The sequence below is a fragment of the Winogradskyella sp. J14-2 genome, assembly GCF_001971725.1.
Classification (GTDB): Bacteria; Bacteroidota; Bacteroidia; order Flavobacteriales; family Flavobacteriaceae; genus Winogradskyella.
On sequence record NZ_CP019388.1, the window covers coordinates 503,043 to 520,145 of the forward strand.

At 34.3% G+C, this 17,103-nt stretch carries 12 protein-coding genes; 1 reads left to right on the plus strand and 11 read right to left on the minus strand.

Annotated elements, in window-relative coordinates:
- Positions 1 to 29: 29 nt before the first annotated feature.
- The 4 genes from BWZ20_RS02375 to aceB all read right to left on the minus strand — a co-directional run bounded on the left by BWZ20_RS02375 (position 30) and on the right by aceB (position 7,356).
- On the minus strand, positions 30 to 2,960 hold the full coding sequence (locus BWZ20_RS02375; RefSeq protein WP_083677142.1) for a metallophosphoesterase: 2,931 nt from the start codon (positions 2,958 to 2,960) through the stop codon (positions 30 to 32).
- A 5-nt stretch (positions 2,961 to 2,965) separates the two neighbouring features.
- Positions 2,966 to 3,793: a tetratricopeptide repeat protein gene (locus tag BWZ20_RS02380; RefSeq protein WP_157358301.1), complete on the minus strand. Its 828-nt coding sequence runs from the start codon at positions 3,791 to 3,793 to the stop codon at positions 2,966 to 2,968.
- 256 nt (positions 3,794 to 4,049) lie between these two features.
- Positions 4,050 to 5,681, minus strand: coding sequence for an isocitrate lyase (locus tag BWZ20_RS02385; protein WP_076615721.1), 1,632 nt, complete (start codon positions 5,679 to 5,681; stop codon positions 4,050 to 4,052).
- A gap of 76 nt (positions 5,682 to 5,757) precedes the next feature.
- Entirely contained in the window at positions 5,758 to 7,356 is a 1,599-nt protein-coding gene (gene aceB, locus BWZ20_RS02390; protein WP_076615724.1) for a malate synthase A, read from the minus strand.
- 120 nt (positions 7,357 to 7,476) lie between these two features.
- Here aceB and BWZ20_RS02395 point away from each other — a divergent pair, with 120 nt between their 5' ends.
- Positions 7,477 to 8,952, plus strand: a complete 1,476-nt coding sequence (locus BWZ20_RS02395; RefSeq protein ID WP_076621232.1) for a helix-turn-helix domain-containing protein — start codon at positions 7,477 to 7,479, stop codon at positions 8,950 to 8,952.
- Here the strand turns inward: BWZ20_RS02395 and BWZ20_RS02400 are convergent.
- The 7 genes from BWZ20_RS02400 to BWZ20_RS02430 form a co-directional block, all read right to left on the minus strand.
- The gene (locus tag BWZ20_RS02400) at positions 8,949 to 9,602 is read right to left on the minus strand and encodes an HAD family hydrolase (RefSeq protein ID WP_076615726.1); all 654 of its coding nucleotides are present in this window, start codon (positions 9,600 to 9,602) and stop codon (positions 8,949 to 8,951) included. The two genes, BWZ20_RS02395 and BWZ20_RS02400, sit on opposite strands and share 4 nt — an antisense overlap.
- Before the next feature lie 135 nt (positions 9,603 to 9,737).
- On the minus strand, positions 9,738 to 11,645 hold the full coding sequence (acs, locus tag BWZ20_RS02405) for an acetate--CoA ligase (RefSeq protein WP_076615729.1): 1,908 nt from the start codon (positions 11,643 to 11,645) through the stop codon (positions 9,738 to 9,740).
- Entirely contained in the window at positions 11,638 to 13,551 is a 1,914-nt protein-coding gene (locus BWZ20_RS02410) for an acetate--CoA ligase (RefSeq protein WP_076615732.1), read from the minus strand. Before BWZ20_RS02410 ends, acs begins: the two co-directional genes overlap by 8 nt.
- Entirely contained in the window at positions 13,548 to 13,775 is a 228-nt protein-coding gene (locus tag BWZ20_RS02415; RefSeq protein WP_076615735.1) for a hypothetical protein, read from the minus strand. Before BWZ20_RS02415 ends, BWZ20_RS02410 begins: the two co-directional genes overlap by 4 nt.
- Positions 13,776 to 13,841: 66 nt before the next feature.
- On the minus strand, positions 13,842 to 14,204 hold the full coding sequence (locus BWZ20_RS02420; RefSeq protein WP_076615738.1) for a response regulator transcription factor: 363 nt from the start codon (positions 14,202 to 14,204) through the stop codon (positions 13,842 to 13,844).
- A 21-nt stretch (positions 14,205 to 14,225) separates the two neighbouring features.
- Positions 14,226 to 16,916 carry a sensor histidine kinase gene (locus BWZ20_RS02425; protein WP_076615741.1) on the minus strand — a complete coding sequence of 897 codons (2,691 nt, stop codon included), beginning with the start codon at positions 16,914 to 16,916 and terminating at the stop codon, positions 14,226 to 14,228.
- The gene (locus tag BWZ20_RS02430) at positions 16,909 to 17,103 is read right to left on the minus strand and encodes a hypothetical protein (RefSeq protein ID WP_076615744.1); all 195 of its coding nucleotides are present in this window, start codon (positions 17,101 to 17,103) and stop codon (positions 16,909 to 16,911) included. The genes BWZ20_RS02425 and BWZ20_RS02430 overlap by 8 nt, the downstream gene beginning before the upstream one ends.

Below are 17,103 nucleotides of genomic sequence, written 5' to 3' on the forward strand. Positions count from 1 at the left end.
GTGCTTTGCTTATGGCCAACTAAATGTTGTTAATTTATAATTACCTTTTCTGTTCTTACAGTACCTAGAACATCAAGTTTTACTACATACACACCAGATTCCAGTGACGCTACATCTATTGAATTTTTATTGCTTCCACTTTCTAATACTCTAGATAATACCAGCCTACCTTGCACATCGTAAAGGTTTAATTCTGTTGATCTACTCAACCTACCATTAATATTCAATACATCTGGATTAGTAGTTGTAAATATTTCTAGACCATTGATATCGTTGGATGCATTGGAAAGCGTAGATGGTGAAAAATGCAAGAAAAATCTACCTGTGCCTTCTAAATCTTCTGTTGTAGTAAAATTATATGTGTTTATATTTAGTAACGTAAAAGTATTTTCTAGATTATCTTCGAGGTAGATATTAATATCTTCGGATAAATCGTTCTCTTGTATATTAACACTAATATTATGCCCTGTAGATGCATTTATTCCTAAAGGAACTACCACACTTTCCATATCATCAAAAGACAAACATTGAATTGCAAGATCTACACCGACGTTATCAGTAACTAAATGAGAATATAATGAGAACTCAGCATCACTTGCATCTATAGACCCTGCATCATAACCAATATCCAAACCTAAGGAGCAATTATCCGTAAAATAAAAATCAGTGTCATAGTTATTACCAACACCTTGTATTCTTAAACTAAGGTGAGATATAGAGTTACTGTTTCTACCTAAAATAAAATCATCATTACCCACTGTAGTTCTCATTGCTGGTGTAAATGACAGATTATTGGCGCCTCCAGAACCGTTTGAGAATACAAAAAACCCTTGGCCTGGCGCAATGTTTTTTCCAATATTCTGAACATTATTTATAATGGTCCAGATACCAGAGCCATCAGTACCAGCATTGTAACCATAAATAGCGTTATAATTAGAACCTAAAACATCATTGCCTGATGAACCGTTTTCAGCAATAAATGCTTGAGCATCTAAGTAACTTGTATAAGGGTTACCAACTAAATTCCAAGAACTAGCAGAGCCAGCAGAAATTGTTGTATTAACGTTACCAATATTTACGGTACCTGTAAATACAACCGGACTTCCATCTATAGTAGCTGCACGATATCCTTTGCCAGCTTCAAGAGTTGTGGTTTCGTTGACGACTATATCATAATTTTCGTAATTACCAGAAACGTTGTTAAACGGAGCAAATGCTCTTAGATTATTAGATGCTGCTATATTTTTATTCCAATCAGCAAAATCGCTAAAAGTCTCCATGGTTCCGTTAGTTAGAGGAGAGGACACTAAATCATTTCCACCACCTGAAGAAGAACCAATCTGGTTTACGTACCTCTCATACCTTGTTCTACCAAATACTGCGCTTGTAGCTGAAGGGTTTAGACTAGAATACGCATCTGAATCTGACTCTAAAACAATATTCTTAGCAGTTAAATTAACACCTGAGTCAACGATTAAATTACCGTTAGGATTTACAGTCACCGTATTAAATGTAGTATTCGACGTAATATTAGCATCACCTGCAATTACAACTAAGTCTTCTAAATCTGTAGCTATACCATTAGGATTATTACCATCTTGCCAACCATTATCGTAAACATAATCTGGGCCTTTGTGAATAGTAAAGCTATCTTCTATTACACCAAATCGATTTAAAAACTTCATTGAGAGATTATTACCATCTACTTCTAAAATACCAGTACCATATTGTTTTACCGCATAAAACATTGCGTTATGATCTAGGTCTCCGTTTGCAATACGCGATGCTGTAGCATTTACTGAGTATACTGTCCCTAATCCAGCATTATCACCAATACTGCTTTTGCTGTAAGCACCACTGCTCGTTGGCTTACCATCACCATCACCACTTGGCCCTATGGTATGTGTAGCAAAATCGAAAGATGCCGATTCACCATAGTGTCCATTAATAAAGTAAGATCGTTCATAGACCTCAGAATGTCCTGCAATGACCAAATCTATTCCATTTGCTTCTAGCATTGGTATAATGTTTTCGCGCATTTCTATTAATTCTATTTCAACCGGATCACCATTATATTGAATACCTTCAGAAGTATGGTAGCCTTTAGAATATGGTGGGTGGTGCCATATTCCAACAATCCATTGCTGAGTTGTATTTTGGATATCATTTAAAGCCCAATTATACATAGTACTGCCAACAGATCTGTCTTCTTCAAAAGAATTTAAAACTATAAAATGTACATTACCGTAATCAAAGGAATAATAAGACTCTGTGCCTGATGCCAAACCACCAGACTCACCTAAGGTTGGAAACGTAAAAATATCGTAATAAGCACCTATTGGGCCAGATGTGTTATTAACAAATTGCCCATCTATATTACCAATGGTAGACCATACAATTGAATTCTGTAATTTATCTGAGTAGGTGTTAAACATACTGCTTTGGTATTGAGCATCTGTTCCTTTAGAGTCTGCATTATCTCCTGTTAAAATAATACCATCAATTGTATGATTGCCTATGTAAGAATAGAACGCATCCCTTACCTCTGCAGCTCTGGCTGAATTAGAGCTAAAACCCGCTTTACCTATACCTCCAAGGATCCAGAAGGTGTAAGGGTCAATAGAGCCAGCAGTAGGATGAGTCTTAAAATAGAGCGCTGAATTATGAGCTAATAAGCTGCCACCTGTACCTAATCTATAGTAGTAAACAGTACCGGCTGTTAGGCCTACAATTTCAACTTCATGCTCTGTCTTTAGTGTAGCCTCATTAAAAGTTGAATAGGTAGAAAATGTCATATCTGTACTATACTCAATAACAGATGTATCGGCTGCATCTGTTCTCCATTTTATTGTAACGCCTGTCTCAGTACCTTTCTGAAGATATGGACCTCGAACAATCATTTGCCCAGTTACAGACAATGACATAAAAACCAAAAGTATAAGTACGTAATTTCTTTTCATATCTTTTAATTATTTAGAATAGATTTTTTAGACTGTAGCTCTGAATAAAATTCTTGCATAAATTTTGCATTCCGTAACCTGTGCGGTAGCTCATTATAACTTTCTTCAGCTTTCTCTATTGAAAATTCTGCAGCTTTAAATCTTTCTTGTTTAATCTGAATGCTAGCCAGTTTTAAGTAGGCTCTCTCTTTTCTGTTACTAATTTCAATGACTTTATTCTGAAATTTTATCGCTGATTCATAATCTTGTTTCGCTTCGTAATTTGAAATAAGTTTATTATACAAAACAATGATATCTCCTAATTTTTCAATGCCTTGAAGAAGTATCGATTGAGAACGTTTATAACCGTAATCAGTATTTGTAGCGTACCATGTTTTTGATGCATGTATATAATCTTCAGGCAATGTTATTTTAGAATTTGCTAAAATTTCATCGTATAAATTTGCGGCCTTTTTATATTTACTTTTTTTAAAGTAGATATCTGCCAATAGTTTTAAAGCACTACTATTATTTGGATCATTTTTTAATATCTTTTTAATAGTTTTTTTAGAAGACGTGTATTGCTCTAGGTGATATTTGCTTTTAGCGATGTAAAAGTTCTGTTCTTTAGATTCTAACCCTAATGATTTTGATGATTTAAAATCTCTAAGGCTTTTTATGTAAGTTTTGTGTTGGTAATAGAGTTGTCCTCTTTTAAAATATAGATAAGCACTATCAGGATACTTTTTTATCTCTTGAGAAGCTTTCAATATTCGTTTATGCAAATCACCATGTGCATTAATATTTGTAACTGAGAGTACAAACAATACTATATAGAGTAAGACATATCGCAAAGTATATAATTGTTTGGGGTGATTAATATCACCTCAAAAGAAATCAAAAATTCACATAGAATATCAATAATTTAGACCAAGTGTAATATTACTTGTTTAAATACAGCGCATTAAAAAAACAAACGTCTAAATGTAAATTAAATCGCTAACCTTCAAAATGTTAAAACAAAAAAACACATCTATGTTTAGATGTGTTTTCTCCTAACTAAATTAATGAACTACAGATTACTGTCAGATGAACTGTATGGTCATTACATTAAGCAACTACGCTTAATTTCTTTTTTATTTTTATTTTATCTCCTTTTGCTTCAAATTGATTAGAGGTATTCTTTTCGCCACCTGCTTTTAGAGCATTGTCTCCTGCAAAGAACGTTTTGTGGTCATCGCCAAGGTCAGAACCAGCCATTCTTTGGTGTTTAACGCAAGACACACCTTTTCTAATTTCTTGACGCTGTACGTCTCTTACATATGCCAGCATGCCATCATTACCAAAATAACCTTCGGTTAAATCATTCATATGTAATGCTGTGGTGTGGTATGTTGGTAAAGTAATTAAATGATGAAATATACCAGCCTCTTTCGCACCATCTACCTGAAAAGTCTTAATCTTCTGGTCTGCTCTGTGGCATAATTCTGTACCATCATACTCTGCGCTCATCAGATTATTTCTATCATAGGCTGTCATATTTTCCCCTTCAGCAAGCATTTCTTCAAAAACCTGATTACGGAAATTTAAAGTCCAATTAAATGATGGAGAATTATTATACACCAACTTAGCATTTGGCACTACTTCGCGTACGCGGTTTACCATATGGGCAATTTGTTTTACGTTTGGTGTTGGTGTTTCAATCCATAATAAATCTGCACCATTTTGTAGGCTTGTAATACAATCCAGCACTACTCTATCGATGTTAGAACCATCTTTAAATTTATATAATCCATTTGGTAATCTTATTGGTCTTACCAGTTTACCATCACGCTTTAATAACACTTCATCTTCTTTTACTTCATCCATTGTAACTTCTTCGGCATCTACAAACGCTAAATACTTTGAGGCCAAATCACCAGGCTCTTTACTTACTGGTAACTTTTGTGTTAATCCTGCACCTTCAGAATCTGTACGCGCCACAATAACACCTTCATCTACACCTAATTCTAAAAACGCATAACGTACAGCATTAAGCTTTGCTATAAAATCTTCGTGTGGAACCGTAACCTTTCCATCTTGATGACCACATTGCTTAGCATCAGAGACTTGATTTTCGATCTGAATAGCACAAGCACCAGCCTGAATCATCTTTTTCGCTAATAAATACGTCGCTTCCTCATTACCAAAACCAGCATCTATATCTGCAATGATTGGTACAATATGTGTTTCAAAATTATCAATCTCGTTCTGCACATCTTCACCATTGGCTTGTCTTCTAAACAAATCATTAAGCTCTATGGCATCAGCCTGGCCCAAGAAATCATAAATTTCTTCGATTAGTGCTGGTACAGCAGTTTTTTCGTGCATAGATTGGTCTGGTAATGGCCCAAACTCAGAACGTAATGCTGCAACCATCCAACCAGATAAGTATAAGTAGCGTTTACTTGTGGTTTTGTGGTGCTTTTTTACTGCAATCATTTTTTGTTGCGCCACAAACCCATGCCAGCAACCTAAAGATTGTGTATAATTTGAAGAATCAGCATCGTAATCTGCCATATCTTGGCGCATAATAGCTGCTGTATACTTTGCAATTTCTAAACCTGTTTTAAAACGGTTTTGAGTTGCCATTCTCGCAGCGCTATCTGGATTGATTGCTGCCCAATTGTTACCAAATTTTGTTTTTAAATCTTTTACGGTCTGTAAAGCAGAAGCATAATTAGATTGTGATAAATTTTTCATAACTTTGAAATGTATTAATGATACTTTAGTTTTATATAGATCCCGTTTAATGTTGCCGCATTAGCGGGATATTTTTTTATAGTTGTTGATACGCTGAAAGCGTTAAAAATTCTTCAAAATTCTCTTGAGTAACCAGCTTTTTGAAAAGGTTAATGGCATCACAAAACTTTGTATCTTTTATTTTGCACTCACCTACTTCTGTTATGATTTTTTCTACTTCATCATCAAAAATCTCATCAAATAAAGCTTTATTAAATTGACGTCCATCTTCAAGAAGTATTTCATTCTTTAACCATTGCCATACTTGGGTTCTCGATATTTCTGCCGTAGCGGCATCTTCCATTAAATTATAAAGTGCTACCGCACCATAGCCTCTGAGCCAAGCTTCCATATATAGTACACCTACATTAATATTTTTTCTAATACCAGCCTCAGTAATTGTACCTTGTGGCAAGGCTACCAAATCGGCCTCAGTTACTATGATATCTTCACGCTTTTTGAAGATTTGATTTGGCGTTGGCATATACTTATCAAATTCTTTCATGGCCACCTCTACCAAAGCAGGATGTGCTACCCAAGTACCATCGTGACCATTCTTTGCCTCGCGTTCTTTATCTAATCTTACTTTTTCTAATGCTGCTTTATTGGCTTCTGGATTGTTTTTAATCGGAATTTGTGCTGCCATCCCACCCATGGCGTGAATACCTCTTTTATGGCAACGTTGAATGACCAAATTAGAATACGCAGCCATAAAAGGTATTGTCATTGTTACTTGGTCTCTGTTTGGTACTACAAAACCATCGTGATTTCTAAACTTTTTGATGTATGAAAAGATATAATCCCAACGACCACAATTTAATCCAACAATATGGTCTTTTAATTCGAAAATAAATTCATCTAACTGAAAACTTGCCGTAATTGTTTCTACAAGCAAGGTTGCTTTGAAGGTTCCTTGTGGTACACCTAGATAAGCTTGTGCAAATTCAAAGACTTTGTTCCACCAGCGTGCCTCTAAATAATGCTCTAATTTTGGCAGATAGAAATATGGTGCTGAACCGTTTTCCATCAAGGTCTTAGTATTATGAAACACATACAATCCAAAATCTACTAAACTGCCTGACATTTCTTCATTATCAGCCAATAAATGGCGTTCATTAAGATGTAAACCTCTTGGTCTTACTAAGAGTACTGCTGTTTCTTCGTTAAGTGTATAATGCTTACCTCTAGCCTCATCTACAAGCTCTATGGTTTTAGTGTTGGCGTCCCTGAGGTTGATTTGCCCTTCCATATTATTTGTCCAACTTGGCGCATTGCTATCCTCAAAATCTGCCATAAAAGTTTTAGCACCAGAATTGAGTGCATTAATTACCATTTTACGATCAACAGGACCAGTAATTTCTACACGTCTATCTAATAAATCCTCTGGAATTGGAGCTGCTGTCCAATCAGATTCTCTTACGTTTTTTGTTTCAACAGGAAAGGAAGGAAACTTACCTGAATCGAAAATAGCTTGTTGTGCTTCTCTCTGCTTTAATAACTCTAATCTATTAGTATTAAATTTTTCATGTAAAGCGATTAAGAACGCTATAGCTTCATCGGTTAAAATTTCTGGGTATCTGTTTTTTACCTCTTGTGCAAATTGTACTTGCTGCTGATTTGTAACTGAAATTTCCATATCCTATTGATTTTGATGAAACAATGTTACAACCTATTTTTCAAAAAAACAAGCGAACGTTCGCTATTTTTTTATTTTCGCTATATAATTAAGTTCGCAAATAGTGTTATATTTGTAGATATGGAACAAGATTATATCAAATTAATTTTCGGGTTAAAACTTAAGCAAATACGCACAGATCGCGGACTTTCGCTATTTGGACTTTCTAAACTTTCTGGTTTATCCAAGTCTTATCTCAACGAAATTGAAAAAGGAAAAAAATATCCTAAGCCAGATAAAATTTCTGCATTATCGGAACATTTAGAAGTGCCCTATGATGAGTTGGTATCCTTAAAACTCGATAAAAACCTGGCGCCTATTGGTGAAATTTTGCAATCAAAACTATTGAAAGAAATCCCTTTAGATTTATTTGGTATTCAAGAAAATACGCTGATAGATATTATTTCTAATGCTCCCTCTAAGGTTACCGCATTTATAAGCACGATTATAGAGATTGCCAATAACTACAATTTTAGTAGAGAAAACTTTTTTCTAGCTTCGGTAAGGTCGTTCCAAGAGGCTAACTACAATTATTTCGAAGATTTAGAAGAGCACGTTGTAAAGTTTGCTAAAACGTACCAAATAGACCTTTCTAAAAAAATTACTTCAAAAGAATTGGAAGATATTCTTATTGAAGAATTTGGCTATAACATTAATAACGATGAATTAGAAGCACATAGCGAGCTTGATAATCTGCGTTCTATTTTTGTTCCTAAAACCAAAACCTTGCTAATTACCAAAAGCATTGATGATGCACAACGCGCGTTTATTTACGCAAAGGAACTAGCATATAATTACTTAAATATAAAAGAGCGTTTATACACGTTTTCGTGGATAAAATTTGATAATTTCGATAAGGTTTTAAATAATTTCTACGCGTCTTATTTTGCTGGTGCACTTATTATACCTAAAGAAAGTATTGTAAACAACCTAAAAGATCTATTCAGTAAAAAGCAATTTAAAACTAAAGACTTTGAACACTTATTACAGGAGTACAATGCCTCGCCAGAAAGCATATATCAAAGATTAACCAATGTACTTCCTAAAGAATTTAAACTCAAAAATTTGTTCTTTTTAAGATTTTCACACAAGAAAGGAACTGATAAGTTTTCACTTAACAAAGAATTACACTTAGAAAAACAGCAATCACCCAGAGCAAGAGAAACTAATGAACACTATTGCAGAAGATGGGCTTCTATAAAAGTTTTGCAAGCTATTAGCGCAAACAATTCTGAACATGAGTTTTCTATTCAAATTTCAGATTACGTGGCTGAGGATAAAAAGTACTTGGTACTAGCTTCTGCTACTAAAGACCCTTTTAAACAAAACAGTTATCGTAGTATTTCGATAGGTATTCAGCTAAACACACAGCTTCAACGCAAAGTTAATTTCTTAAACCATAAAAGTATTGAATCGCCACACGTTGGTGTTACTTGCGAGCGTTGCGGTATTATAAATTGCAGCGTAAGACAGTCTCCACCCAAAATATTAGAATCTATAAATAAAGAAGCAAAGACTTCTGAAGTTGTTCAAAATATTACTCAAAAATATAGCTAAACAAGATATACAGCTTTCTTATATGCAATTTCTGTAAAATCTGTAATTACCTTATCAGCAAGCGTATAATCCTGATGGCTTGAGTGTGGACTTTTAAAACCTACACAATAAATTCCTGCAGAATGAGCTGCCTTAATTCCGTTTGTAGAATCTTCAATAACCATACATTCTGACTTATTGAAGCCTGTAGATTCTGCTGCTTTTAAAAAAATTTCAGGATGTGGTTTTGACTTTTTTAAGTCTGCACCACTGAACTTAGCACTAAAATATTGATTAAGGTCAAAACGTTCAAATATTTGCTTTATTCCTGGCATTGAAGCTGAAGAAGCTACAACCAAATCAACACCATTATTATGATAATCTTGTATTCGTTCTAAAACACCATCTATGAGGTCTAAATCATCATTCTCAAAGAAGACTTTATAGTGCCTACGCTTCAAACTTACTAAATGTTCTGGTGTTTCCTTCAAATTGAAATGATCCACTAATCGCTTACAGATATTAATGGTAGACTGTCCTGTGAAAGACGCATATAAATCTTCATCGACATTAATATTAACATCGTCAAACATGTGGTGATATGCTTTGCGATGTAATGGCTCTGTGTCTACAATAACACCATCCATATCGAATAAAACAGCTTTTAGCATAAGAATTTAATTTTCAGCTAAATTAGAAAAGAAGCTAACAAAAGCAGTACAAACAGAAAGAAAAATCCCAAATTCCGTTGCACACATTTTAATTTTTTTGGAATTTGGGATTTGGATATTAATCTTTAATCTTTTTTACAAAACATTATCCATAATATCTTGTACAACTTCTGGATTTAACAATGTACTTGTATCACCAAGGTTGCTCGTGTCATTTGACGCAATTTTTCTTAAAATACGCCTCATTATTTTACCAGATCGCGTTTTAGGTAATCCTGTTGTAAACTGAATTTTATCGAGTTTGGCTATTGGACCAATTCGGTCTGTAATTAATTGATTAATTTCTTTTCGAACATTATCATGGTTTCTGTCTTCACCTGTATCTTTTAATGTAATGTAGCCATATAACGCATTACCTTTTACATCATGTGGGAAACCAACAATAGCACTCTCTGCCACAGCATTATGCTCATTAATAGCGTCCTCTATTGGTGCAGTACCTAAGTTATGACCAGAGACGATAATTACATCATCCACTCTACCTGTAATTCTATAATAACCTACTTCATCTCTCAATGCTCCATCACCTGTAAAATACATGTTTTCAAAAGCGGAAAAATAGGTATCCTTATAGCGTTGATGATTTCCCCAAATAGTACGTGCCATAGATGGCCAAGGGAATTTTATACAAAGTCTACCATCAACCTGATTTCCTTTAATTTCCTTTCCATTTTCATCCATTAAAGCTGGCTGAATGCCAATAAAGGGCAAGGTTGCGTAAGTGGGTTTAGTTGGTGTTGAAAAAGGTATTGGCGTAATCATAATTCCGCCGGTTTCAGTTTGCCACCATGTGTCTACAATAGGGCTTTTCTTTTTACCAACATTATCATTGTACCAATGCCATGCTTCTTCATTAATAGGCTCACCTACAGATCCTAAAACTTTAAGCGATGACAAATCGTATTTTTCTACAAGCTCAGTGCCATGCTTAGCTAAAGCTCTAATAGCAGTTGGTGCTGTATAGAATTGATTGACTTTATGTTTTTCTACAATATCCCAAAAACGTCCAAAATCGGGATAACTTGGCACACCTTCAAACATTACGGTGGTGGCACCATTACATAAAGGTCCATAAACTATATAACTGTGTCCTGTAATCCAACCTATATCAGCAGTACACCAATAGACGTCTTCTTCTCTATACTGAAATACATTTTTAAACGTATATGCAGAATAGACCATGTAACCACCTGTAGTATGTAACATGCCTTTTGGCATTCCTGTAGAACCTGAAGTATATAAAATGAATAATGGATCTTCAGCATCCATAATAGTGGCGGTTAAATCATTATAAGCTTCATCTAATAATGGCTGCAGCCACTCATCACGGCCTTCTTTCATGTTTATGTCTGAATTGATGCGTTTAGCTACCAAAACAGATTCTACACCTGGACAATCTTCTAAAGCTTCGTCAACAATACCTTTTAAATCTATTGTTTTTGCGCCTCTATAAGATCCATCTGATGTTAATACCATCTTAGCATCACAATCATTTATACGTGTTGAAAGTGCAGTAGCAGAAAATCCTGCAAATACCACGGAGTGTACAGCTCCAATGCGTGCACAAGCCAATACAGAAACCGCCAATTCTGGAATCATAGGTAGGTAAATACAAACGCGGTCACCTTTCTTAATACCTTTATCTAAGAGCACGTTGGCAAACTTACAAACGCGCTCGTGCAACTGCTTATAAGTAATATGTTCTGCTGGCTCGTTAGGATCATTCGGCTCGAATAAAATAGCGGTCTTATCGCCTCTTGTGTGCAAATGTCTGTCGATACAGTTTTCTGTAATATTTAGTTTTGCGCCTTCAAACCATTTAATTTCTGGTTTTGTAAAATCCCAACTTAAAACATTGTCCCATTTTTTGCGCCACACAAAGTGTTCTTCAGCAATTTCTTCCCAAAACGATTCTGGATTTCTTACTGATTTTCTGTAAACTTGAAAGTACTCTTCAAAGTGTTTGATATGATAATTACTCATGATTGATTATGTTTTTATGTATTCCTATTTGATTTTTTTTATAAACTGATTCTATTTCTGGTATTATAGCAATATCGTCTATTGTAGATGGCACATTGTACTCTAAATCGTCTGAAATATGCCTTAACAATTTACGAAGAATTTTACCAGATCTTGTTTTTGGCAATCGCTTAACTACAAAGACATCTTTAAAAGCCGCAACAGCACCAATTTCGTGACGTACGTCTTGTATAATTTCTTTAGAAATTTCATGCTCTTCTGCGTGTTTACCAGATTTAAGAACAATTAATCCAAGAGGTTTTTGACCTTTAATATCGCAGTGTATACCAAAAACCGCACACTCGGCAACAGATTTATGAGACGCTACAATTTCTTCCATCTCTGCAGTAGATAAGCGATGCCCTGCTACGTTAATAATATCGTCTACACGACCAGTAATAAACACATAGCCATCCTCATCCTTATAACCTCCATCTCCAGAAAAATAATAGCCTGGAAACTTATTTAGGTAACCATTTTTAAAGCGATCAGGATTTTCCCAAAGATTTAATAGTGTTCCTGGTGGTAATGGTAATTTTACGGCTACATAACCTTCTACTCCGGCTGCTACTTCTTTTCCTTCTTCATTTAATATTTGAATGTCGTATCCACAAACTGGTAATGATGCAGAGCCTGGTTTTACTTCCATTAACTCCACTCCAGCCATATTTGCCAACATTGGCCAACCACTTTCGGTTTGCCACCAATGATCAATTACCGGAACTTTAAGATGTTGCTCTGTCCAACGTAAAGTTGCTACATCGCAACGTTCACCAGCCAAGAATTGATATTTAAGCGAGCTTAAATCGTATTTTTCAATAAACTCACCATTAGGATCTTCCTTTTTTATAGCTCTTATGGCTGTTGGCGCAGTAAACATTACTTTTACATTATGCTCACTTATTACGCGCCAAAAGGTAGATGCATCTGGTGTTTTAATGGGCTTACCTTCAAATAAAATAGTAGTGTTTCTATTGAGTAAAGGTGCATAAACAATATAACTATGACCTACAACCCAACCTACATCACTTGCTGCCCAATACACATCACCTTCTTCAACTCCATAAACATATTTCATAGAGAATTTCAGTGCAGTGGCATAACCGCCTGTATCTCTAATAATGCCTTTAGGCTTACCTGTTGTTCCTGAAGTGTAAAGAATGTAAGAAGGATGATTAGACGCTACTTTTACAGGTTCTATAGCATCTGATTTTGAAACCAACTCAAGATAGTCAATATCTCTTTTCTGATAAGGTATATCTACACCTAGTTGCCTATCAAAAACAATAACATGCTCTGGTTTATGTGATGCCAACGTTATTGCCTCATCAACAAAAGGCTTATAAGGAATTATACGTTTTATCTCTATACCATTAGATGCTGTAATGATGGCTTTAGGTTTACAATCATCGATTCGTATTGCTAATTCATGAGGTGCAAAACCACCAAAAACTACAGAATGAATAACACCTAAACGCGCACAAGCTAACATGGCATACAAAGCCTGAGGAATCATTGGCATATAAATGACACAAGTATCGCCTTTTTGTAAACCTAATGTTTGTAAACCACCAGCTAGCTTAGAAACTTCTGCATGTAATTCATTAAATGATATGTGTTGTTTTGTATCTGTTACTGGTGAGTCGTAGATAATAGCATTTTGTTCTCCATAGCCGTCCTTAATATGCTTATCAATACACAAATAGCTAAGATTTAATTCTCCATCTTGAAACCACTGCGGATAATCATATTGGTCTCTTCCAAGTATTTTTGATGGAGCTTTAAACCATTCTAATTGCTCTGATTGCTTTTTCCAAAAGGATTCTGGGTGGTTTATACTTTCTAAATAGATATCTTGATAACTCATGGTTTGACTTTTTTATTATTAAATAAACCAAACCAATTTGGGTTTAATACTTTTAACTTTATTAGAGCCCAAAGAATTACCACAAAGCATATACCCATTACAAGCGACTCTAATGGACCTGTAGCTGTTTCACTTTCTAATTTAAAACGGAAATATAAGGTTACAATAACGTAAATACTGATGATAATATCAGACGTTAAAGCATTGATACGAAGACGTTTCATTTTGTTTTACTTTAATTAAACTTAGTTTTCTTTTGCACACAAAACCAAGGTTTAATAAAGCGAAATCTAAGCTATGAGCTCATTAATTTCTGAAACTATTTTTTTTACTGAAAAGGGCTTTGTTAAATATTTATCCGCTCCGAGTTTTAAGCCTTTTTCAATATCCGAAGCTTTATTTTTGGCAGTTAAAAACACCACTTTAGTATTCTTTAACTGATTATTCTCTTTAATTGATTTAAGTGTTTGATAACCATCTACTTTGGGCATCATTACGTCTAACACTATAACGTCTGGAATTACACTTTGTAAAATATCCAACGCTTCACCACCATCTCTTGCAATATACACCTCAAAATCGTGTTTTTTAAAAGTGTACTCTAACGTCATTACTATATTTGGTTCGTCATCGACGATAACTATTTTCTTCATTATTAAAAATGCTTGGTCAATTTACTTAAAAGGTAGCTTAAAACCAAAGGTTGCGCCACTTTTTTCGTTGTTTTTTACCCATATTTTTCCATTATGGTTTTCTACAATTTGTTTACATATGGCTAAACCCAATCCGCTGCCCTCCGGTTTTTGGATATTTTGATTCTTTGATTGGTAAAATTTATCAAAAATATAAGGCAGATCTTGATTTGGCACACCCTTACCGTTATCCGCTATTGTTACTTTTAGATAACCCAATTCAAATTTATAATCAACGATAATTTTCCCTTTTTTAATATCACAAAATTTAATGGCATTAGATATGAGATTGGTTAAGACTTGTACAATACGATCTTCATCATATTCCGCATTAAGATCACTTTTATTTGAGCTTACAATCTCTACTTGCTTTTTATCAGCGATGTGCCTTAAACTATCTATGGTTTTTTGAATTGTGGTTCTAATATTATATTTCTTGATGTTTAACTGTGTGCGCCCTTTTGATAGTTTTTCAAAATCTAAAATATTATGTATAAGTCTAGATAACCTGTCGCTATCTTGTAACATATTTTTAAGAAACTGTGTTTTTATCTCTAGTGGCATATCGTCGTCATCGTCCATTAACAATTCGGTTGTTGCTCTAATACCTGTAATTGGTGTTTTAAGCTCATGAGCTACTGTGTCTAAAAATTCGTCTTTTTGCTTGTCTTTTTCAATGAGTTCTTGGTTTGCATCTTTTAATTGGTTGGTAAGTTTTGTAAGCTCGGAAGATTTTTCTCTAAGCAATTTATTTCTGGCAATGGTTTCTTTAGACTCTTCAAGAATTTTTAATACTTCTACCAAGCTCACCTCATCTTCTTTTACAACACTGGAAATTAGTATCTTAGCCGACGCACTTCCTATGCTTCCTGTTAGTAATTTTTCAGAAAAATTTATTAATCTAGCATCAGCCATTTGAGTATCTAGGGGTAAGTTGTATTTTCTAAAGAATAAGTTTAGCGCACGCTCAGTTCTGGCCTCACCTAAAAACTTAAGTAACACTTTTTTTATATCCGCAACATAGGCTTCGCCTTTCCAGACCAAAGCACCATCTTGTAAATCCGAATAGTTTTTACTGTCCACAAACATCTCAGCATAGTTACGCTCTCTATAGTTTCCTTTTTGTAACACCGAAAATATCATGTAACACAAAAGGTTAACTAAAATACTCCAGAAAAAGGCATGAGCTGGTGGACTTAAAAAATCTATACCGAATAATGCATGAGGTCTTAAAAACGATATGCCTGCAAGGCCATAATGCACTAAATCATCTGATCCATTTATGGCATGTAAAGAAAAAGGCAATATCAACGTGTAAAAAACCACTGTAATACCTGCGATTATTCCTATAATAGTCGCATTAGATGAGCCTCTATTCCAAAACAAACCAATGAAAAATGATGGTGCCAACTGTGCTATAATAACAAAAGCCATTAAGCCTATAGAATATAAAGACAATTCAAAAGAAAAATTAACATAAAACACGTAAGCAATAATAATGATTGAAAAAATTGAAATACGTCTTATGTTTTTTATGTATTTGGCATTTCGTTCTGGATGACTTTTAATAAAATAATCCAAAAAGCCATAAGGTATTACCAGATTATTACTCACCATATTTGATAATGCCAAAGTAGCCACAACAACCATTGAGATTACCGCAGATAACCCTCCTAAAAAAACTAACACCGAAAGAAAAGTATTTCCGTTTTTTAATGGCAACAACAAGGCATAATATTCAGCTTGTTCCGCGTTACCTATAGTTAAATTTCCTGCCCATGCAATAAAAATAACAAAGATGTTAAATAACAATAAATATAATGGAAACATCCAAATTGCATTTTTTAAATGTTTCTCTCTTACATTTTCAACTACTGAAACTTGAAATTGTCTTGGTAATAAGAATATTGCCATAAAAGACAACATTATGGTGTATAACCAATTAAAACCTTCTTCGAACCCACTGATAGTGGTAAGCGAATTAAAATTCTCTGCTTGAGACATTTTAGTATAAATATCCTCAGTACCATCAAACAAAACGTAAGTAACATAAATACCAACAAACAAAAAGAAGGCTAATTTTAAAATAGACTCAAAGGCTACAGACATTATTATACCTTTATGCTTTTCTGATGCATCTGTAGTTTGTGTTCCAAAAAATGTAGCAAAAACAGCCAATAGCAAGGCAATATAAAAAGTAGAATCATCTAGTACTGATGTAGAAACATAACTTGTCTCATCTGATAAAATTTGAAAGGTCTCAGAAACTGCCTTTAATTGCAATGATATGTAAGGCACGATTGCCATGAGACAAACAATCGTAACCAATGCACCTAAAAACCTGTGGTTACCGTAACGCAATGATATAAAATCTGCAATAGAGCTAATTTTATGTTGCTTAGAAATTCTGATAATCTTTTTTAATAAGATTATCCAAAGTGGTGCTGCAATTACTGGCCCAAGATAAATTGGCAGAAAATTTATACCAGAATTAGCTGCAATACCAATGCTTCCATAATACGTCCAGGCAGTGCAGTATACAGCTAAAGACAACGTGTAAACAACTGAATTATTCACCCACTTGCTTTTGGAATTTTTCTCAGCTAAATAAGCAATAAAAAATAAAGCAGCTAGATAAATAATAATTATTAAAAATAAAACGTAATTACTCATAATGACGTTTTAAAACAACATAAGACACTACAATAACCACCAACCATATAGAAAAAACCGAAAGGTAAAATGTCGGAATACCAAACACATGCCCATGATGATTAAATATCAGTAAGAAAGGCAAGTTTAGCATTGCAAATGCTGCTACTGAAAGAATAATTAATTTTTGCTCGTGTCTTTTTTTCAT